The sequence below is a fragment of the Leptospira sp. B5-022 genome (genome assembly GCF_000347035.1).
Taxonomy (GTDB): Bacteria; Spirochaetota; Leptospiria; order Leptospirales; family Leptospiraceae; genus Leptospira_B; species Leptospira_B cinconiae.
Genome location: NZ_ANIJ01000006.1, coordinates 521,987 through 542,691, shown reverse-complemented (window position 1 = coordinate 542,691; position 20,705 = coordinate 521,987). Strand labels below are relative to the sequence as shown.

The following is a 20,705-nucleotide window of genomic DNA, read 5'->3' as shown; positions in this document are numbered from 1 at the left end:
TAGAAATCGCTAAGCATGGTGAGAGCTGTTCTAGTCGAAGACGACAAACTGATGGCAAGGACCATCCAGCACTATTGCAGAGAGGCATTCGGAAAAAATCTAGTCTCTCTCAAGACCTTCGATGAATTAACTCCTGCTCTTTATAGTATTCGTGAAAACCCGATCGACCTTCTACTTTTGGATATCAATCTAAAAGGGCAATCCGGCTACGAGATCCTAAAACTTCCTGAAAAAGATTCCTTTTATACGATCGTGATCTCATCGGATAAACAAAATGCGGTGACCGCGTTTGATTTTGGCGTTTTGGATTTTGTAGCAAAACCGTTCACAAGAGAAAGATTTATAGCGGCGATTGATCGTATGAAATCGGCCTCCGCTTCTAAAGCGGATTCTACGCGAAAAAATAGTATTTCCTTGAAGAAAGACGGAATGATAGAAGTAATCCGTTTCCAGGACATTCTATATTTGGAAGCTTCCGGCAATTTTACCGAGATCCATCTCAAGTCGGGACGTAAAGAACTTATACGCAGAACCATGGAGTCCGTTCTTTCGGAACTGAATTCCGATTTTTTCCGTTCCCATCGATCCTTTATAATCAATCTTTCGGAAGTGAAGAAGATATTACACGGAAAAGGAAACCATTTCAAAGTACTTCTAGGCGAATCTGCAGAAGTTGCCCTATCCAGATCGAATTATAATACCTTGAAAGAAATGTTGGGTTGAAAGACTTAAAAATTATTTCAAATCAGCGAATTTTTTATCTGCTTAAGAGTAAAAAAAAAAGCCCGCAGGGTTGTTGGCGGGCCGGTAAAATTTATTACGTTTTAGATATCTTTATTGGATGCTCGCACCTCTTGTGACGGCGTTCTGCCACATAGTAGTGAAGTAGTCGGCCGAACGATACACAGGTTCCAAATCGGAACGTTTTAAACCTTGCTGTCGTAAATCTTCAAAGAAGTCCGGCATAAGCCCGATATGGGATGCACCTTCAGTATTGAAGTCGAAAGTCCGATTCCCAAAGGAGTATTTTCCAAGAGAAGGAAGAGCCGAAAGAGTTGCAGCTTTTCTAATGGAAGCATCCGGTGAGAAAGGATATCCTACTTTTGCCGAATCCGGTTGAACGATGGTAGAAACTCCTCCTGGACATGCGCGGGTTCCGTAACGAGGTCCAGGCATATGCGCAAATCCGTTAAAGTCGGTTCCGACAGTGATCCTCCCATCATACGCTTGGTCACCGATCAAATTTCGGAGATACTGATAGGATTGAGCGAATGTCTGTGTGGTTCCTCCGCAGGCATGTGGAATATAGGATCCATCGGAGTTTTGTCTCCATTCCCCTACTTCATCTAGATTTCCTTGTCCTGCGATCAGTCCGATCATTCCACCTAAAGCGACAATACGTTTGATAGCTGTTCCAGTTGGATTTGCCTCATGGCGATTTCCCTTATTCGCCATATCGTATAAGCCTGTGTGACCGGTAACGATACCCGGATAAGCCTGTTGTTCCGCGTAAGTCAAGGCTCCGTCCAAGGATCTTGCGGACATGTGACCCACGTCTATGATCATTCCTTTTTTCATCAGGGCTTTCATGATCTTAGGTCCGTAAGAGGTTAAACCTGCGACGTTACAATCCTGTCCGTAATGTTTACAGTCATACTTTGTCCCGCTTCCCAGGATATTGTAAAGACCTGCTCCGCCGAATCCGTTCGTTTTCAAGTGGATCGGGAAGATATAACGTAAACCTGCGTCATACATTTCTTGAACGCCTTGAGTGATCATTGCGTCAGTACAGGTCGTAGTAGTACAATCTACTAGATAATCTATCTCTGCACCTAATACGACCGCAAGCTTACCTGCTGCGATCACAGTTTGAGCTTCTGCAGGAGTTTTAACGATCCGGAACCATCCAAGACCCGCTCCTCCGCTCTTCTGGTCGATCCAAGTCTGCATATCGTATACCGCTTGGGTTTGACGGCGCAAAGTGTTCATGTCGTTTAGGTCGTAGATAGGATCCGTTGCGATTGCGATACCTTTGATAATATCCGGAAGGCCGTTATCCGTCGCCCCGAACATATAATCACCGTTTACCGCAAGGACCACCATAGTTCGGAGTCCCCCTTCATAGGCACGTTTTACCCACTCATAATACATGGTTTGGTGAGTATAACTATTGTTTGCCGGCCAATATGGGAAACTTGCATATCCTCGATTATCATGTTTTGCCGTAGAAAGTAGAGCTCCGATAATATCGTCTTTTACGATTGCTTCTACTCTAGAGTGTCCTGCAGAATGACCTTCATTAGACATACTTGGACAATCCGCTAGTGCGGTTGCCGGTTCTCCATATGGAGATCCATGGAAGATCACACCTCCAAAACCTAGATGTGCCATAGGGTGAGTATGAAGATCCACATAACCTGAAAGAGTTCCTGTTCTTTTGAGAGAATCCTGAGCACCTCTTGTATACGCTCGGGGAGATGACTCACAACTGGAATCTGCAACATACCATTCACCCCACATTCCTGTAGTTCCGGTATTTACACAACGAGTAGGAGTTGTATACGTTTTACCTGCGATGGTAAGAGGTAATTTAGCGCATGCTTCTTCCCAGGATACACCTACCACGTTCCAGATACGGGAAGAATATTTTCTTTTACCCGCGTACGTTCCGGAAGTTTGGCAGCCGTCGTTCTTATGAGTCCAGTTATACCCTCCACCGTCGTCAGTTGCAGACCAGTTTGCCTCGCAAGAATCGTCGATCAGATCGAATTCTCCCCACATATTAAAACCCGTATTTTTACAACGACTAGGTTTCGTAAATACTTGGCCGTTAATGGTTGCTCCCATATTCGCGCATGTAGTTTCCCAGCTTTGGCCCGAGGGAATCCCGTATAAGATTGCCGAATATTGACGTTTCCCTGGGAAAATCGATGTGCAGCTGTCCTTCTTGAATGATCCCCAATAAGGATCCGCGAACACGGATACACTTCCTGCGAAAAACATCGTACATACTACGAAGCCGAATGCGGACCTTCGTATTGACCGATAATTCATAATTCTCTCCGAATCTATTTTTGGTTTATGTGTTTTTCATATTCATCTTTTACGTTTTTTAGCTTTTTAGCATATAGTTCCTTTCCTGCCAGGATCATTCTTCTCGAATCGTCGTTCAAACGTTCCGGATACCGATCCTCCATGATCTTCAATAGTTCCAATTGATCTTCATGTAGTTTGATTTGTGTCGTAAAATATTCGACTATCTCTTCGCGAGTGGCTTTTCCCGAGTAGATCTTTCCATAAAGAGCCGCCCAGTCCTCTCTGAGTTCATTTTGGGCCTTCGTTTCCGCGGCATCTCGTGGAGTTGCGACCGCTATCCAATATAAATTGTCAGGAGTTTCGTTTCTTAAGAGAGAAGCAGGTATAAGTCCTTCTTCTTCCTGAGCGGAGGAGAAGGAACCCAGGTTTAAAATATTCGAAAATGCGGAGAAACCTTCGGAAAAAACGTTTTTTCCGGAATTAGGAACGGCAGCATTCTTGGAAGAAGAAGGTACAAGCAATAAGAGCAAAACACCTCCTACAAAAAGTGATGAAACAAGGATGGTTATTTTCCTAAAAGACATATATAGGAAATTACTAGGTTTAAAGCTACTCTGCAATGAGTTTGGGGTGAAAGTGGATCAAAGTATGATGAATGGAAAAATTCTTATTAATCCCTTATATAAGGGAACGAAATAAGTCGGCTTTATTTTCAATCGATCGTTATATAAAGAGATTTCGGCTAAATGTCCCGATTTCGCATAACAGTATTATTGTTATGCGAAATAAATCGGAGATCTGATTTATCGGAAAAAATAGCGGATTCTCGGCTATAAACACCGGCAAAGAGGACCAATTAACTGCCTTGAGAGGGAGAGGATTGGAAAATCGTTCGTCGCATACAACCCTGCATCCTGTCGGTTGAACTTTGTTCTTGGAAGTTTCCATGAACCAAAAACGTGATCCCATAGTGTAATCGCACCGGAGCTGTAATTTCGATCGCCAAAGTCTTTCTTGGCTGAGTGATGCCAGCGGTGTAATTCCGCAGTATTCAAAAAGATTGATAGCTGAACGTTTTTAAAATCGATGTTCATATGATTGAAAATGGAAAAAAAATTGTTTAGGCCACCGGCAATGAGAATTGTTTCCGAATCCGCGCCGAGCAGCAGTAATGGACCAAGCCCCGTGACTACGTTCCAGGCTGCATTCAGGGGATGAGCACGCATTGCATTCAGCGAATACACCCTATTTGGCGCATGATGTACCGCGTGAATCTGCCATAGGAAATCGTTCCATTCATGTGCAGCGCGATGAAGTATATACGGTCCAAATCCTGAAATCAGGAGCGCAAGAAGAATCGAAAGCGGTAACGGGATCGTCGGCCAGAGATGGGAACCAAAACTCAATTGCGAGAACAATACCGTTAGCCCACCCTTCACAATCACAGAAACGATCATCGTAAGAATGCTGAAGACTCCGTCTAATTTTGAATCATTCTTAATTCCTCTCCAATCCTTGTGGTAAGGCATCCAATTTTCCATTAGTATGCCGATGATCGCAAATCCAAGAAGGATGAGTGTTCCTTCCGACGGATAAAGCGATAAGCCGATCGAGTAAGCGAGCAGAAGAAACGGGAAGCCAAATTTCCTCATTATCCGCCGGAATTCGTTGTGATATTTTTTCTTTGATTTCATACTTTATTTCCTAGATAATTTTATATATTTAAATATATCAATATATCGGGCCAGCGTTAGCGCTCCATTCTTTGTCAGCAACATCCTTTCAAGAACGAACTGAGCTTGTCGATCATGGCAATGATACGAACCTTATCGGGACGATAATACACTTCCTTCCCTTGTTTTCGACGTAATAGCAGGCCTGCCCGGCAAAGAGTGGTTAATTGAATGGAAATGGTCGATTGTCCAAGATCTGAATCCTTGATTAAATCACTCATTGCGCGTTCTTTCCCATTGTGGAAGGACATCAAAATTTTTTGTCTACTCTCACCGGAAACGGCATCTAAAAAAATTTGCAGTTCCCGATCCATCTGTGTATATTTTGACATATCTAAATATATCAATATGAGTTTTTTTGAGTTAGTCGTCTACAAAAAATTTACCTTCGTTTGTCACATTGATTTTTTCTATAAGAATACGTTACAATATGAGCGTTGCCCTAATCGATCGTATGTTACTTAACGGGAGTGTGTGATTGCAGCCACTCTAGGTTTTTCGTATCAATTTTTTTAAAATATAACGTAAATTATACCAAAAAGACTAAACAAATGTGGATCTAAAGGGTCTATAAAGAAGATCGTAAATAAACCGAAATTTGCTAAGATTGGAAGGAAAGGAAAGATTGGCTCCCCCTGCAGGGCTCGAACCTGCGACCCAGTGATTAACAGTCACTTGCTCTACCGACTGAGCTAAAGGGGAGTGTCTGGTAGCAGAATCCAGTTTTTAGAAATGAGGCAGGCTGGCAATGAAAAATCTTCGAGACATAGGTATTTTCTGATCAGATCTACGGACAATTTTCCGGCAAAAACCGAACAGCTTTTGGAAAAAGTACTACCAGGAAATTTGAAAGCTATAGTAGCGTGACATAATCCAAAAACGCACTATTTTTTGCTGGAGTTTCATAAGGAGCATGCTATGAAGCTAAATAAACATTTCACTTCACCTGAGAAGGGATTTTCTAAAGACTTAAATTGGGTTAAAAGGAATTCTAAGATCTCTAACCCTGACGGATCCGTTGTTTTCGAAGCTAAGGACATACTTGTTCCGGACCAATGGTCTCAAGTTGCCGTCGATATTCTTGCCCAGAAATATTTCAGACGTAAAGGAGTGCCGAAATACTTAAAAAAAGTAGATGAAAAAGGCATTCCGGAATGGTTACAGCGCTCTGAACCGGACACTGAAAAACTTTCTTCCTTAAAAGCAGAAGATCGTTTCGGTGGTGAGAGTTCAGCGCAGGAAGTTTTTCACCGTTTAGCGGGTTGTTGGACCTATTGGGGATACAAATACGGTTATTTTTCCGACGAAGAAAGTGCTAGAACTTTCTATGAAGAAGTCTCTTTCATGCTGGCTTCTCAAATGGCTGCTCCCAACTCCCCTCAATGGTTTAACACCGGATTACATTGGGCTTACGGGATCGACGGCAAATCCCAAGGACATTTCTATGTGGATCCTACCAGTGGAAAATTGGTAAAATCCTCTTCTGCCTACGAACATCCGCAACCTCATGCATGTTTTATCCAAAGTGTAGACGACGATCTAGTCAATGAAGGCGGGATCATGGATCTTTGGGTCCGTGAGGCTCGCTTATTCAAATATGGTTCCGGAACAGGAACCAACTTCTCCAACTTGAGAGCGGAAAATGAATCCCTTTCCGGCGGGGGAAAAAGTTCCGGTTTGATGAGTTTCTTAAAAATCGGAGACCGTGCTGCCGGTGCGATCAAGTCCGGAGGAACCACTCGTCGTGCTGCTAAGATGGTATGTTTGGATGTAGATCATCCGGATATCGATCGTTTCGTAGACTGGAAAGTGGAAGAAGAGAAGAAAGTAGCTTCTCTTGTAACCGGATCCATTCTGAACAACAGACATCTAAATGCGATCATGAAAGCTTGTTACGAGATGGAGGGAGAGGATCGTTTCGAACCTAAAAAGAACTCCGCTCTTAAGAAAGCCATTGTAGAAGCTAAGAGAGTTTTAATTCCGGATAATTATATCAAAAGAGTGATCGATCTTGCAAGACAAGGATACAAAGAGATCCTTTTCGAAGAGTTGACCACCGACTGGCAATCCGAAGCGTACAATACCGTTTCCGGACAGAACAGCAATAACTCTGTTCGTCTTCCGAACGAATTCATGAATGCCGTAGAGCAAGACCTTCCTTGGCATTTATATAATAGAACGGAAAAAGAAAAAGCACTCAAAGAAAAAAGAGCCGCTAAACCTGCAAAAACGATCCGAGCAAGAGACCTTTGGGATAGAATTTCTTTTGCAGCTTGGTCTTCTGCCGACCCAGGAACTCAATACCATACTACCATTAACGAATGGCATACTTGTCCGGAAGACGGGAATATCAACGCTTCCAACCCATGTTCAGAATACATGTTCTTGGACAATACTGCATGTAACCTGGCTTCTGCGAACTTACAGAAATTTATCGATCCGGAAACTCTTGTTTTCGACGTAGAAAGTTTCCGTTATCTTTGCCGTCTTTGGACAATCATCCTCGAGATTTCCGTGACCATGGCTCAGTTCCCTTCCAGAGAGATCGCAGAACTTTCCTATAAGTTCAGAACTCTCGGACTTGGTTACGCAAACCTTGGTTCCGCATTGATGATCATGGGAATTCCTTATGATTCCAAGGAGGCTATGGCAATTACCGGCGCCATTACTTCTATCATGCATATGACCGCTTATGCTACTTCTGCGGAAATGGCAAAGGAACTAGGACCATTCCCTGGTTATGAAAAGAACAAAAAGCACATGCTTAGAGTTCTGAGAAACCATAAAAGAGCGGCTTATAATGTTCCTTCCGAAGACTACGAAGGACTGACAATCACTCCTGTGGGAATTGATCCTGCCTACTGCCCTTCTTACCTTTTGAAAGCGGCTCAAGAAGATTCCGATAATGCGGTTTCTTTGGGAGAAGCTCATGGATACAGAAATGCACAGGTAACCGTGATCGCTCCAACCGGAACGATCGGTCTTGTAATGGACTGCGATACTACAGGGATCGAGCCTGATTTCGCTCTGGTAAAATTCAAAAAATTAGCGGGTGGCGGTTATTTCAAAATTATCAACCAATCCGTTCCTCTGGCTCTTCGTAAATTGGGATACTCCCCTTCCGAAATCGAGTCCATCGTGAACTATTGCAAAGGGCATGCTACCTTAAACGGAGCTCCTGTGATCAATACCCAAAGCCTAAAAGAGAAAGGTTTCACGAACGAGATCTTGGAAAAAGTAGAATCTTCTCTTCCTTATGCTTTCGATATCAATTTTGCATTCAACAAGTTCAACTTGGGCGAGAATTTTTTACAAAAGAATCTTGGTATCGCAAAAGAAACATACGATTCTTTCACATTCAATCTGCTCGAGTATTTAGGTTTCTCTAAGGACGATATCAATAAAGCGAACGATTATGTTTGCGGGACAATGACTATTGAGAACGCTCCTTATTTAAAAGAGAAAGATTATCCGGTATTCGATTGCGCGAACAAATGTGGAAAATACGGGAAACGTTATCTTTCTTACGAGTCTCATATCCGCACAATGGCTGCCGCTCAGCCGTTTATCAGCGGTGCGATCTCGAAAACCATCAACCTTCCGGAAGATGCAACGATCGAAGATATCAAAAACGCATACTATATCTCTTGGAAGATGATGGTAAAAGCGAATGCTCTTTATCGTGACGGATCTAAACTTTCTCAGCCTTTGAACTCTGTATTGGAACTTCTAAACGGGATCGAGTTAGAAGAACAAGAAGAGATCGCAGAGGCTGCGGTTGCTAAAGATCCTTCTCAATTTGCGGAAAAGATCGTTTATAAGTATATCTCTCATAGACGTAAACTTCCGAATAGACGTGCGGGTTATACACAAAAAGCGGTTGTGGGCGGTCACAAAGTTTATTTGAGAACCGGCGAATACGAAGACGGACAGATCGGAGAGATCTTCGTGGATATGCACAAAGAAGGTGCTGCATTCAGAAGTTTGATGAATGCATTCGCTATTTCCGTATCTTTAGGTCTGCAACACGGGGTCCCTTTAGAAGAGTTTGTGGATGCATTCACATTCTTCAAATTCGAGCCGAACGGTATCGTGACCGGAAACAAACATATCAAAATGAGTACTTCCGTGATCGATTTTATCTTCAGAGAACTTGCGATCACTTATTTGGGAAGATACGACCTGGGCCAAGTTGCTCCGGAAGACCTAAGAGGAGACGAGATAGGTTCCAGGAAATCTTCCGAGTCCATTCAGACTAAGCAGACGGAGCAGCCGCCAACTTCCACAGTAGTGGAAACTGTTCCTTCTTCCGAGCCGGAAACGATTTCCTATTCACAGATGATGAGGACGGAAAAACCAAGTTCAGGGATTGCTTTGATGGAAGAGATCAAAATGGCAAGGATCAAAGGTTATACCGGAGATTCTTGCACAGAATGCGGATCTTTCGAAATGGTAAGAAACGGTTCCTGTTTGAAATGTATGTCCTGCGGGGCAACTACAGGATGTTCTTGATCTAAGAGCCGATCTGAAGGCCTTTGCTTAAGCTCTAAAATTAAAAAACCTCGAGTGAATAATTTCACCCGAGGTTTTTTAATATCTTTAAAAAAACTGAATATTCTCTTCTATCTCTTCTAAACTGTTCAGGAGAAGTTCAAAAAACTAGCATTATTACGGAATAGGACCAGCCCCTGGCAAACCAGCCGGAGCATTCAGGCCTGGGATCTTAAATTCAGGTCTTTGGAAAGATCCGGTAACAGGGATACATTTTCCATTACCGCTTTTTTCCAGAAGATCCAATGCACCTACTATAATCTGGTTTTCTGCCGCTGAGGCAAAATTTCTTTCTAACTCGAAACAGGCTCTTAGGTTCAATTGGGAATTGGAGAAAGAATCGGAAAGCCGAATATTTCCGTGTAAATCCAATCTCGCGACAGAAGTATCTATGATAAATTCTTCGAATTCCACCATTCCTTGGTCGATTTTGGAAGTGATGAGTATCTTATTTACGAAAAAGTTCTCAATTTTTCCGATAAAAGGAATTTCCGGAAGATTGGGAAAGGATCCGAATTTTCCTTCCGGCATTTTGAGCGAGAATGCTCCGCCAAATCTGCTTGCAGGCACACTCAGTGAATCCAACCGCAAATGGCCTTCCAACTCTCCTATGTTGCCGAGAGTTTGACCGTCGTAGTCTAGTTCCAATTCCTCAATTTCGAAATCACCGTTAACCCTTTTTCTCAGTAGGGAAAAAAGTCCCGCCTTGATCTGAGCGTCTTTTGATCTGATCTTGAATGATTGGCCCATGATCTCCATGGATTTTACGGAAACCTTTCCGAGTAGAACGGAGACGGATAATTCGTTAAAAAATACGCTGCTCGGTTGTCCGGAAGAGGAGTTCATGAACTGACGGACTATATTTTCGTAAGGGAATAATAGGATCAGAAAAAGAAGAAAGGAAACTGTGCCGCTTCCGATCAAGATGAGTTTTTGTTTGAGGGAAAATCTAGGAGTTTCTTCCTCCTCTAATCCTTCAGGAGGTAATTCCTCCAATTCCATTGTGAGAAATTCTTCTTCCTCGTTGGAAATAAGTTCTTCCTCTTCTTCTAATTCAATTTTTTTTGGGCGGGCCATCTTATTTTCCGGGAGCGACACTATAGGCCGCGATTTTCAGATTCACGTCGTAGGTATTTTTATCTTGGTAGGGTTTATTGGTCTGGAAATATTCCACCCTTGCGTTCACCTTATTGCCCTTATCAATATCATACAATACGGACATAACGTCTTCCAGAGGGACACCTCTTAAATTCACTTCGAAAACGATTACCTGATATTTTCCTTTATCGATCGCTTTTGCAGGGATAGGCCTCATCGTGGAAATTCTGTCCTTTACCCCATTATCGGAAAAGATCCTTTCTAATTTCGCCGCGAAAGCGCTTTGGTCGTTCTCCCCAGTGTTCACATTCTCCAATGATCGGAAGAATAAATAATCGGAGATATATGTATCCAATTGTACGGCCAGACCTGGTGTATTATTTACTGTCTCAGAAAGATCTTTCCTTAGTCTGTAGACTTTACGTACAACTAGAAAGACCAGTAAGAAAAGGATCAAACTGGCGGCTATAAGTAATAAAAGTTTTTCCCTAGGTTGTAATTTTTGCCACATAGACGATCCCTCTTAATCGCTCTCTTCGATTTTAGAGGTCACCTCCATTTTGATCACAAAGGAGACTTTAAATGTTTTAAGTCCGAAATTCGGACGGTTACTGTCTAATTTTACGTTTTTAAACATGGGAGAACGAGCCAAGGAATCCTGCACTTTTCCTATTTCCGAGATTTCGTTTACCGCACCTTGGATGGATACGGAACCGTTGTCATAAGTGATACTTTGAAATAGGAAGGGCTGCATTCCAGGGTCCGGAAATTTTAAGGAAATCTCATGTAGTACGTCTAATACACTCGGTTTAGAAAGATACTTTCGATAAAGTTCGGTTTTTCTTTCCGCCCCGTCCCTTAAACTTTTTGCGAACTCTAAAGGGTCCCTGTTGGAAGGAACGCTAGAACCTGTGCTGGATTTTACTTTTTCCGCCAAAACTTTGTTTGCGGCTGCGAGAGTTCTCTTATCGGATATGATCCCTAAAAAAAATACTCCGATCAATAATACTAAAGAAACCGAACTGAGGATGATATGAGGTTTGAATATGCTGATATCGAATAAGTTCTTGTTTAACCTTTTTACATAAGGGGTTTCCAAAAAATCTATTTTAGATTTTTTGGATTGGATCAGATGGTAGGCCATTCCGTAACAAGTGGCAAATCTGTCCGGATCAGTACCTAAAAAATCGTACCTTCTAGCTTGGATCCCTAAATTCTCTCCTAAGAAGGATTCCAGGTCTCGGACCTTACTTCCCTCTCCGGAAAGATAAATAGCTTCCGGTCTTTCGGTTTCTTCTAATGAGAGAAAACTTCTGCGAACTTCTTCGCTTAAAGAAGTGAAAAATTCCTGACAGATAGAGAATGCTTTTTTAATATCCGCAACTTTGAGTTTGTATTCTTTTGCGAATAAGTTCAAACCGTCCTCCGGAGAATGGAACGGCTCGAATTGGATACTAGTCTTTAATGCTTCCGCCTTATCTTTAGGGATCTTTAATGTTTTGGAGATCTCTTCCGTAAGAGTGTCTCCGCCCACGGAAAGAAAACGGGTATGTGCGATCTTTCCATCCTTGGTCACATTCAGGATGGACTTTTTACCGCCGATATCCAACTGAGCGACATTTGTAAATTGGATCTCTTTGTGTAAATGTTTTGAGATGATCGAGCCCAGACATACCGAATCCACAAAGATCCCGCGAAATACAAGACTGGAATCTAGAAATGGAGAAGCTAATGTGTCGAATTCTGAATGATGGGAAGTATAAGTGATTACATCCGACTTTTCCTGGTCGATTCTCCATACGGAACCTAATACTTCTACGGTTTCCATTGGAAAAGGGACCCTACTTTCTATCTCGAAAGGGATCACTTCTCGGACCGCTTTTTCGGTGGTCAACGGAATGGAGATCTCTCTCACAAAAAGTCTGTCTAAAGAAAGAGAAAGTACGATCGCATGTTCTTCCGCAAAATAGGTGTTTATAAATCGAAGTACATTGGTTTCGTATTCCTTTTCTTCCATTTTGGAAATAGGCATGGACTCGGCTCTCAGCATAGTCAAGTTCCCTGCCACTCTCTGGAATAGTACACCTTTGACGGAATTCGTACCGTAATCTACGGTTAAAAACTTTTCGTATAAGAACATTAATCTTCTCTATAATATAACATCAGGTTATTGGTCAGGTCGAAAATTCCCGTGATCCTACGAACGATCTTAGGCCCTTTCATAACATCGGAACTTTTTTTACTATTGTAGTTTCTTTCTACTTCCCCGACCGCGCTGATCCTGAATATTTCGCCCTTAGTTTTGATCCTACCACCGGAAACATCGGTTCCTTCTCCAGCTAATTCTTTGTAAAGGGAAAGTCCGCCTACGGAAGGTATCTGGAATTCCGGAATAGTCTCCAGGTCCTTAATTTCCTTTAAGTAACCGCCCTTTTTAATTTTCATTTTCATGATCTGAAGAACGGATTGGCGGTTCATAAAATCGGATAGAGACATTAAAACGAAGTACGGTGCGGCGTTCAAGTTGATTCTATCATCATAGTTCCTCTGGAATGGGACAAATGCGGTTAAATTATTTGCCAAAACGAAATCGGACTCACCGATCAGGCTTTTTTCCTCGTCGGACATAAAGTCCTTGGAATATTTTTGTTCATAGTCAGGCGGTTTTTGGGATCCATATACAATTTTAGGATTGAATCCTTTTACTGAAGTAAGCTCGGAAAGAGAGTACATGTACCCATTTTTGATTTTTCTCGGCGGGTTCAGTTTTTCATAATAGGAAATTTCAAAATTTCCCTGGCTGTCGTCATCCAGCCAATCTACGACTGGATTGAAAAGATCCCTTTTCATTCCTAAACGTTCCAGAAGTCTCTGAGCCATTTCTTGGTTTCTTAAATTTAGTTCTTTTGTGTCCGCATTGAAGATTGAATTCAGGTTAATTTTTCCATCTTCTCCTTGGATCTTATAATAGATCCATCCACCTCCCATGGGAACCGGAGGTGGATTTAGGCCGATCCCGGATTGGTATAATTGTTCTTCCGGGATTTTTCTAAGTGCTGCCAAAGCTCCTTGGAACCCGGCTTTAGCTAAAAGAGAAGCCTTGAAGCCCGACATTTCTCCTTGGGAAATTTTATATTCTGCCATGGATCTTTCCGCAAAGTCCAAGGTGGTAGTTAAGGCGGCTACACCTATACCTCCGACTAGGAGCATGACTATTGCTCCCCTTCTTCTGGAGAATCTTCTGCCCTTTAACCCAAGTCCTGAATTCATTTCAGAAGCATTCCCGGAAAGGCAAGAGTTTCAAAACGTCTTTCCTTATTTCCCATATTCGCGATGATCTCAATTCGTATAAGACGAGGGATACTTTTTCTTTGGAAAGAATCCCACTCTTCTTCCCATTCTTTTCCCGTTTTGGAAAATTTAAAAGAGAGAGATTTTACGTTATCCAATAATTCGTATTCTTGTCCGCCTACGAAAGGATAACGATCCACGATCTCATCTTCTCTTCTCATTAATTTATAATAATCTGTGCCGTCCTTTTGTTTTAGATAATATTCCACTTCTCTTACTTCCGGAAGAGCGACTTCTTCCGAGTTTGGATGGACCGCAGCGAATACGATAAAATGATCTTTAGTACTTTCTCCGGGATGTCTTGGTCCATCTTCCGATTTGCGTCCTCTTCTACTTACAAATACCAGATTTTTTTCCGTTTGGAAATAGAATGCCATAGTCAAAGTGCTTCTAATATTCTCTATGACCGAGATCGCTTTTTCTCGATCCACACCTTCCGAGCCTGACGTAGGACGAGTGACTTTTAAAATGGTTGCGTAAGTCCCGAATACCATTCCGAGTAAAACACCCAATAAGGCGGCTACGATGGTTAGTTCGATTAATGTAAATCCGGACCTTTTTCTTTTTCGAAAAAACTTAAGAAAAGTAGAATGGTAAGAAGAATGTTCCAAATCAGTTCATCCTCGCCTTATAGGTCTCGATGGTGTACTGTTCCTTAACCGGTATTCCCTGGTTGTCTCTTCCGCCTGTGGGGTATTCTATCGTTACATATATATGGAAGACAGCGATGAGTCCACCCGTTGCGGATCCCTGGTTATTACCCGTACGTTTCGCGATGAGCTGATTCATACTGGAGTTTGCACCACCTAATAGATCCTCCGGTTTTTTCCCGCTTTCCTTTCCTGCCATTTTCAGAAGATCTAGATTCTCTTCTTTAATGATCGTAGTAAATTTCCAGTCTTGGTATCCGGGAATCTCTCCTGAACTAGTGTCGGCTTGCAAAATGGTGGCAGAATCAATCTGAGCCATTTTAATTTTCGCTAAATGAGTGGCTTCCATTTGGAGCGCCGCTACTTTTTTAAGACGTATACCTTCCGAAACCACCATTAGCACATAGAGAAGCCAACCTGCGGCGAGTGCAAACGCCAAGGTCATTTCTAAAATAGTAAAACCCTGTCTCTTTTTAAGAGGATTCCTTTTTTTAAAACTTACTCGTGCCATATTGTTCACTACGTTTGTATTCTTCCAATTGTTCCTTGGAGATTACGACTTCCCCGTCCTCTATTTCCGATTTCCCGCCGTAACGTTTGACGATCAGTGTCCTTGTGATCTCCGGATCGGGACCTAAATGGATATAAAAATCTTCCGCCACCGCCATAGGAGAGAACGGAATGCGGATCTTTCCGGTATTGTATCTGTAACCTCGTCCATCCATTACGTCCACGATCGCGGAAGAACTTGGAAGTTCCCTGTCCTGGAATACCGGGACTTCTTTCAAGCCGGTCTCGTCCCTTTCTATATCGATGATGGTATACGTTTCCGTATCCACGTTAAGCTCTAGGTAGACTGTCCGTTGGTTGATTTTTGCCCTACGAAAGCAGAAGTTCACAACGTCATGTAGTAACATCGCTTCTTCTTGGGCACCTGGCGTGAGTAAATTGACTAAGGAAGGAAGCACAAGAGCGAACATTACACCGATCAGGAATACTGCGACTCCCAATTCGATCAATGTGAAGCCGGAACGGATCCGGCCTTTCGCTCTTGGGCCCATCTTAGTTTATTTTTTAGAACCGGATGAGGAAGTGAATTGAGGAGGATATTGCTCTTCTTTAGTGATATCGAAGTCTGAATTTAAACCTTCTCCACCTTCTACTTTATCCTGACCAAACGTAATGATCTGGATTTCGCCCGCTCCATCGTATCGGAGTTTGTATGGGTTTTTCCATGGATCGTTGATGGAATCCTTGCTGCTTACCATCGGGATCCAGGTCTCAGGAATTTCTCCGGTAGTCGGTCTTTCCACTAACGCGTCTAGTCCTTGCTCTTCGGTTGGATAACTTCCGAATTTGGAAGCGTATCTTTCTAGATGTAGTCTAAGTTCCTGTTTGTCTTTTTTGATCTTCATCTTTGCGGTTTCGATACTCACTCCACCGAAATCCACACTGACAAGAATGATAGTCATCAAAGCACCTAAGATGGCGACTACGATCGCCAATTCGATAAGAGTGAATCCTTTTCTCCGTTTGTTTCCCGTTTTCAAAGTCGGTTCTCCTATTTCTATTGTTATATACCTTGTAAGTTCTGGGTCAAGCTGAACATCGGAACGATGATCGCCGCCATAATGATACCGATCGCAAATCCCATAAAAACAAGCATCAAAGGTTCGATTGCCTGGGTTGCATTTTTTAAAGCGGAATCCACTTCCTGGTCATAAATTTCCGCGAGCTTATTCAACATCTCGGGGACTCTATCCGAAACTTCTCCGGCGGACATCATACCTAAGACTAGTTGTGGTAATATCTCTGACCCTGTGAATGCTGCGGAAAGTTTCTCTCCTTCTCGGATTCTTTCGCATGCATTCCGTATTTCTTGTCCGAAAACGGAATGATTTACGATTTGTTCCACAATTTGGAGAGAAATGATCAAGGGAACCCTGTTTGTGAGAAGGATCCCAAGATTCCTGGCGAAATTGGATATAAGGACTTTTTTATTCAGGGTTCGGATAATGGGTATTCTAAGAACGAATTTCTCCCATTTTTCCTTACCTTCCGGAGTGGATTTATAAAAGAAAAATCCGATTACTGCAGCACCGATTGCAGGAAAGATAAGAAACCAATATCCGGTTAGGATCTTTGAACTTCCGATCACGATCTGAGTGATCATAGGAAGAGTTGCGTTAAACTCCACGAATAGATGTTCGATTTGAGGGACAACTGTGGTGAGTAGGAAGATGATCACGATCTGTAAAAGGCAGAAAATAATTCCGGGATAAACGAGCGCAGTGGTGACCTTGGCTTTTAACTGAAGATTTTTGTCTTCCATCTCTGCGAGACGAATGAGTGCAGTTTCGTAATCACCTGTTCTTTCTCCCACGGAAACAAGAGAAGGATACTGATTTGGGAATACGTCCGGATGTTTTCTCATCGAATCAGATAAGGAACTTCCTTCTGTGATATCCGCCTGCATTGCGATCACTACTTTTCTAAAAACTTCGTGATCAGTTTGTTCAATGATACTAGAGAGAGATTTATCTAGAGGAATCCCCGCACCCAATAGAGTTCCGAGCTGTCTTGAAAAAAGACCTATGATCTTTTTCGGGACTCTATAAAGAAGTCTAGCTAAGAATGGAAAAAGTTCTCTATCCTTTCTTTCCGCGTCCTCGGAAATTTGACGAACATAGAAACCTTTACTTTTGAGTTTAGCTCTCGCCGAAAGGATACTTGGGGCGTCGATAATCCCCTTCTCTTCCTTTCCCTTTTTGTTAAATGCGGTATAAGTATAAAGAGCCATCGAAGGAAAACTTAAGTAACCCTTAGAACTTCATCCGGGGTGGTGATCCCATCCAATACTTTTCGGATGCCGTAATCTCTCATTGTAGCGAATCCGCTCTCTAAGGCAACATCGTTGATCCTATTCGTATCAGATCCGGCCAAGATAGCATTTTTGATCTTACTATCTATGATCAGAAGTTCGTAAACTCCTGTTCTTCCTTTAAATCCGGTGTTCATACAATGAGAACAACCTTTCCCTTTATACAAAACTCCACCCTTTAGATCCTTTTTGGAAATACCGATAGACTCCAATTCTTGAGGAGTAGGTTTATAGGAAGTTTTACATTCTTTGCATATAGTTCTTACAAGCCTTTGGGCCATAAATCCTAAAACAGTGGATGTGATTAGATAAGGCTCGATGCCCATATCCACTAGTCTAGTCGCCGCAGATGCCGCATCATTGGTGTGTAAAGTAGAGAATACCAAGTGACCTGTTAAGGAGGCTTGGATGGCAATCCTTGCAGTTTCTTCGTCCCGGATCTCCCCCACCATAATTACGTCCGGGTCCTGACGTAGTATCGCTCTAAGTCCCGTTGCAAATGTAAGCCCGATTTTTTCCTGCATTTGCATTTGGGAAACCCCGTCTATCTGATATTCCACCGGGTCTTCACAAGTAATGATGTTTCTTTCTTCCGTATTCAGCTCGGTCAAAGCGGAATATAATGTGGTGGATTTTCCCGATCCCGTAGGACCTGTTACTAAGATAATACCGTGGGGTTCATAAATCAGAGTTCGCAGAGTTTTGATCAGTTCCGGATAAAAACCCATGGTTTCCAAAGAATATTTCTGATCCGTTTTATTTAAGAGACGCATAACGATACGTTCTCCGAACTGACAAGGAATTGTGGAAACCCGGATATCCACGTCCTTTCCCGCAAGTCTAAGTTTGATCCTACCGTCCTGAGGTAATCTGTTCTCCGCAATGTTCAAGTTGGACATGATCTTAATACGGGATGTGATCCCTGCATGATAAGACTTCGGAGGGGTCAATACGTTATGAAGAATACCGTCTATCCTGTATCGAACTACTAGACTTTTTTCATAAGGTTCTACGTGAATATCCGAAGCTCTTTCGTTTACCGCTTGGGATAGGATGACGTTCACCATTTTTATGATAGGCGCATCGTCAGAAAGATCTATCGTTTCGTTATCGAAACCTTCCGCGAGTTCCGAGAAGCTGCCTTCCATTTCATTCAACATATCTTTCGCGGCTGCGGAGGTATTGTCGAACTGAGAGTGGATGAGTCTCATCACCTCGGGTTCAGGGGCAAGTATGAATTCTACTTTAAATTCTCTTAATGCAGTACGTACGTCGTCCATTGGGTGAAGATCCGTAGGATCGGACACCGCTACTTTTACGTTTTTTTTATTTAGTTCGAAAGGGACTATTTTACTTTTTTGGATGAGCTTAAGAGGAATACGGTCGTAAACTTCCTCCATTCCCTTGAATTCCAGTTTTTCCCGGAATTCCATTTTGTAAAGCCTAGCCATCGCCTTGAGAACGTCTACTTCTCCGGCGATCCCTTTTTTCTGAAGAATATGTCCTAGGGGTAAATGATTCTTTTTTTGTAGTTTGAGAGAGTCTTCCAGATCCTTGGCGGATATGACCCCGTCTTCTACGAGAATATCACCTAGAGTTTTCACTGTTTATTCTCCGCGTTCCTTGATGGTGGCTTCCTTGTTTAGGACCCTTTCCCTTTCAATTTCATATCTTTCTTGCTGTAGTTTTTTCTTAACAGTCATCTTATCAGCAAGTTCACGATTGTCCAAGATATGTGGAGTGATAAAAACCATCAAATTGGTCTTTTTTAACTGCTCAGTAGTTCTGCGGAAGATCCAACCCAGATAAGGAATATCTCCGAGGAGAGGGATCTTGATCAGACGTTTTTGTTTATCATTGGAGATCAAACCCCCGATCACGATGGTTTGTCTATTGTCGATAGTGATCGTTGTTTTCACTTCCCTTCTGTTGAAGGTAGGGTTTCCCCCTGCAAGTGCGATGGAGGCAATGTTTTTGATCTCTTGTAAAAGATCCAAAGTGATACGGTTGTTCTTGTTCACATGGGGGGTGAACTTTAACTTAATACCGGTTGGACGATATTCGTAGTTATCCACAGTTACTGCGTTTGCTCCACCCAATCCTGCGTTACGGCTTTGGGTCCGGACCGGAACGTCCTGCCCAACGTTGATCTCCGCTTCTTGGTTGTCCAAGGTCAATACTTGAGGTGCGGATAATACGTTAAAGTTCTCGTTTCCTTGATTGGCGCTTAAGATACCTAAGATCTGTTGTGCTCCCGCTTGTACGAAACCAAGAGAGAAGCCGGATAACGTGTTCAGGTTCGGGTTGATCCTACCGCTGGAGTTGATGATATTTCCTTCTTTGGCAAGTCCGGAGTTGAACTGGCTATAAGGACCTTGTCCCTGGAATCTCCAGTCGATGCCGAAGTCGTTGGTATCCGTGGAAGAAAGTTCCACGATCAATACTTCCAACAACACTTGCTTTCTTGCGGAATCCAGAACTCGGATAATTTTGCGGATCTCATTCCATTCCGCTTCGGTTGCTGTAACGATGACCGAGTTGGATTCCTTATGAGCGACAGCTTTGATCTTTTCCACCTTAGGAGCAGGAGGAGGTGGTGCGCCGGGAGCGCCGCTCGCTACAGGGAGATCTCCTACCATAGGATTATCCAACTTGATCAGAGTCGCAGCAATTTTCTCCGCTTCACTGAATTCTAATGTATAAATATGAACATCACCGGCAGAGGCTACTGCTCCGGGAGCGGTTTCATCCGGTCTTACATCCAACTCGTTTACTAAAGTGAGTAGTTTATTGATGTCGGCAGTAGAACCGGAAAGTACGATTGTATTCGTATTTCTATAAACGATAATATCGGTATTAGGAGAAGTTAATCTTTTTAAGATCGGTTCCAATTCTTCCGGTTTTACATTTTCCACCGGAATGATCTGGGTGATGATCCGGTTATCCAGAGCTTCCGTTTCCGGGATCGGTTCCTTACCCACACGAACGTAAGGAGATCTGGCAAGTGCATCCTTTAGTTTTACGATTGTGATCAGATCTACTTCTTCTACGATCGCAAATCCCATAGATTCCAAAACTGCCTTCATAAACGGAAATGCGTTTTTGACAGGGATCTCTTTTTGGGAGATGATCGTGATCTTCTTACCTTTTAAACTTTCATCCAAAAGAATGTTTTTCTTAAGGATCGCGCTCATCCCTTTTAGAAAATCATTCAGTTCGGTATCTCTCCAGTTGGCGAAAAAGGTCTTTTCCTTTGTATCCTCAGCTACCGGGGCAGTATTTCTTTTACTTCCCTTTTTGGAAGCTTGGGAGAGTAAACCTTCGTTCACCGAAAGAAGAAGTAAGAACGCGAATGCCGCGTTTCTCAAATATCTGGATCGTAAATCTGTTTTGCGCATTTAATCT

At 42.7% G+C, this 20,705-nt stretch carries 17 protein-coding genes and 1 tRNA gene; 2 read left to right on the top strand and 16 right to left on the bottom strand.

Annotated features, from left to right (window positions below):
• Positions 1–15: 15 nt before the first annotated feature.
• Positions 16–723, top strand: coding sequence for a LytTR family DNA-binding domain-containing protein (locus LEP1GSC192_RS03155; RefSeq protein WP_020768419.1), 708 nt, complete (start codon positions 16–18; stop codon positions 721–723).
• Positions 724–834: 111 nt separating this feature from the next.
• Here the strand turns inward: LEP1GSC192_RS03155 and LEP1GSC192_RS03150 are convergent, their stop codons facing one another.
• From LEP1GSC192_RS03150 to LEP1GSC192_RS03130, 5 genes are all read right to left on the bottom strand, one after another.
• Positions 835–3,054: a membrane dipeptidase gene (locus LEP1GSC192_RS03150; RefSeq protein ID WP_020768342.1), complete on the bottom strand. Its 2,220-nt coding sequence runs from the start codon at positions 3,052–3,054 to the stop codon at positions 835–837.
• 14 nt (positions 3,055–3,068) lie between these two features.
• Positions 3,069–3,620, bottom strand: coding sequence for a hypothetical protein (locus LEP1GSC192_RS03145; RefSeq protein ID WP_036088738.1), 552 nt, complete (start codon positions 3,618–3,620; stop codon positions 3,069–3,071).
• A 246-nt stretch (positions 3,621–3,866) separates the two neighbouring features.
• A complete protein-coding gene (locus LEP1GSC192_RS03140) occupies positions 3,867–4,730 on the bottom strand; it encodes a sterol desaturase family protein (RefSeq protein ID WP_020768384.1) in 864 nt (287 codons plus the stop codon).
• A gap of 74 nt (positions 4,731–4,804) precedes the next feature.
• Positions 4,805–5,083: a helix-turn-helix transcriptional regulator gene (locus LEP1GSC192_RS03135; RefSeq protein ID WP_157186882.1), complete on the bottom strand. Its 279-nt coding sequence runs from the start codon at positions 5,081–5,083 to the stop codon at positions 4,805–4,807.
• A gap of 312 nt (positions 5,084–5,395) precedes the next feature.
• Positions 5,396–5,471, bottom strand: a tRNA-Asn gene (locus LEP1GSC192_RS03130).
• Between the two features lie 216 nt (positions 5,472–5,687).
• Between LEP1GSC192_RS03130 and LEP1GSC192_RS03125 the strand changes: the two genes are divergently transcribed.
• Complete coding sequence (locus LEP1GSC192_RS03125) at positions 5,688–9,281, top strand: vitamin B12-dependent ribonucleotide reductase (protein WP_020768150.1); 3,594 nt, start codon at positions 5,688–5,690, stop codon at positions 9,279–9,281.
• Positions 9,282–9,437: 156 nt separating this feature from the next.
• Here the strand turns inward: LEP1GSC192_RS03125 and gspN are convergent, their stop codons facing one another.
• From gspN to gspD, 11 genes are read right to left on the bottom strand one after another with little or no spacing between them, the layout of a single operon-like run.
• Positions 9,438–10,397, bottom strand: a complete 960-nt coding sequence (gene gspN, locus LEP1GSC192_RS03120) for a type II secretion system protein GspN (RefSeq protein WP_020768369.1) — start codon at positions 10,395–10,397, stop codon at positions 9,438–9,440.
• Between the two features lies 1 nt (position 10,398).
• Complete coding sequence (locus LEP1GSC192_RS03115; RefSeq protein WP_020768125.1) at positions 10,399–10,929, bottom strand: hypothetical protein; 531 nt, start codon at positions 10,927–10,929, stop codon at positions 10,399–10,401.
• A 12-nt stretch (positions 10,930–10,941) separates the two neighbouring features.
• Positions 10,942–12,558 carry a pilus assembly protein PilM gene (gene pilM, locus LEP1GSC192_RS03110; RefSeq protein ID WP_020768179.1) on the bottom strand — a complete coding sequence of 539 codons (1,617 nt, stop codon included), beginning with the start codon at positions 12,556–12,558 and terminating at the stop codon, positions 10,942–10,944.
• Complete coding sequence (locus tag LEP1GSC192_RS03105; RefSeq protein ID WP_020768501.1) at positions 12,558–13,688, bottom strand: general secretion pathway protein GspK; 1,131 nt, start codon at positions 13,686–13,688, stop codon at positions 12,558–12,560. Before LEP1GSC192_RS03105 ends, pilM begins: the two co-directional genes overlap by 1 nt.
• Complete coding sequence (locus LEP1GSC192_RS03100; RefSeq protein WP_020768444.1) at positions 13,685–14,380, bottom strand: type II secretion system protein GspJ; 696 nt, start codon at positions 14,378–14,380, stop codon at positions 13,685–13,687. The genes LEP1GSC192_RS03105 and LEP1GSC192_RS03100 overlap by 4 nt, the downstream gene beginning before the upstream one ends.
• A 1-nt stretch (position 14,381) precedes the next feature.
• The gene (locus LEP1GSC192_RS03095; RefSeq protein WP_020768156.1) at positions 14,382–14,930 is read right to left on the bottom strand and encodes a hypothetical protein; all 549 of its coding nucleotides are present in this window, start codon (positions 14,928–14,930) and stop codon (positions 14,382–14,384) included.
• On the bottom strand, positions 14,911–15,480 hold the full coding sequence (locus LEP1GSC192_RS03090) for a type II secretion system protein (RefSeq protein WP_020768034.1): 570 nt from the start codon (positions 15,478–15,480) through the stop codon (positions 14,911–14,913). Before LEP1GSC192_RS03090 ends, LEP1GSC192_RS03095 begins: the two co-directional genes overlap by 20 nt.
• A gap of 6 nt (positions 15,481–15,486) precedes the next feature.
• Positions 15,487–15,969: a type II secretion system protein GspG gene (locus LEP1GSC192_RS03085; protein WP_020768263.1), complete on the bottom strand. Its 483-nt coding sequence runs from the start codon at positions 15,967–15,969 to the stop codon at positions 15,487–15,489.
• A gap of 23 nt (positions 15,970–15,992) precedes the next feature.
• Positions 15,993–17,219, bottom strand: a complete 1,227-nt coding sequence (locus LEP1GSC192_RS03080) for a type II secretion system F family protein (protein ID WP_020768348.1) — start codon at positions 17,217–17,219, stop codon at positions 15,993–15,995.
• Positions 17,220–17,230: 11 nt separating this feature from the next.
• Positions 17,231–18,904 (bottom strand): type II secretion system ATPase GspE, encoded by a 1,674-nt coding sequence (gene gspE, locus LEP1GSC192_RS03075; RefSeq protein WP_020768189.1) that lies wholly within the window; start codon positions 18,902–18,904, stop codon positions 17,231–17,233.
• Between the two features lie 3 nt (positions 18,905–18,907).
• Complete coding sequence (gene gspD / locus LEP1GSC192_RS03070; RefSeq protein ID WP_020768277.1) at positions 18,908–20,698, bottom strand: type II secretion system secretin GspD; 1,791 nt, start codon at positions 20,696–20,698, stop codon at positions 18,908–18,910.
• Positions 20,699–20,705: the final 7 nt, after the last annotated feature.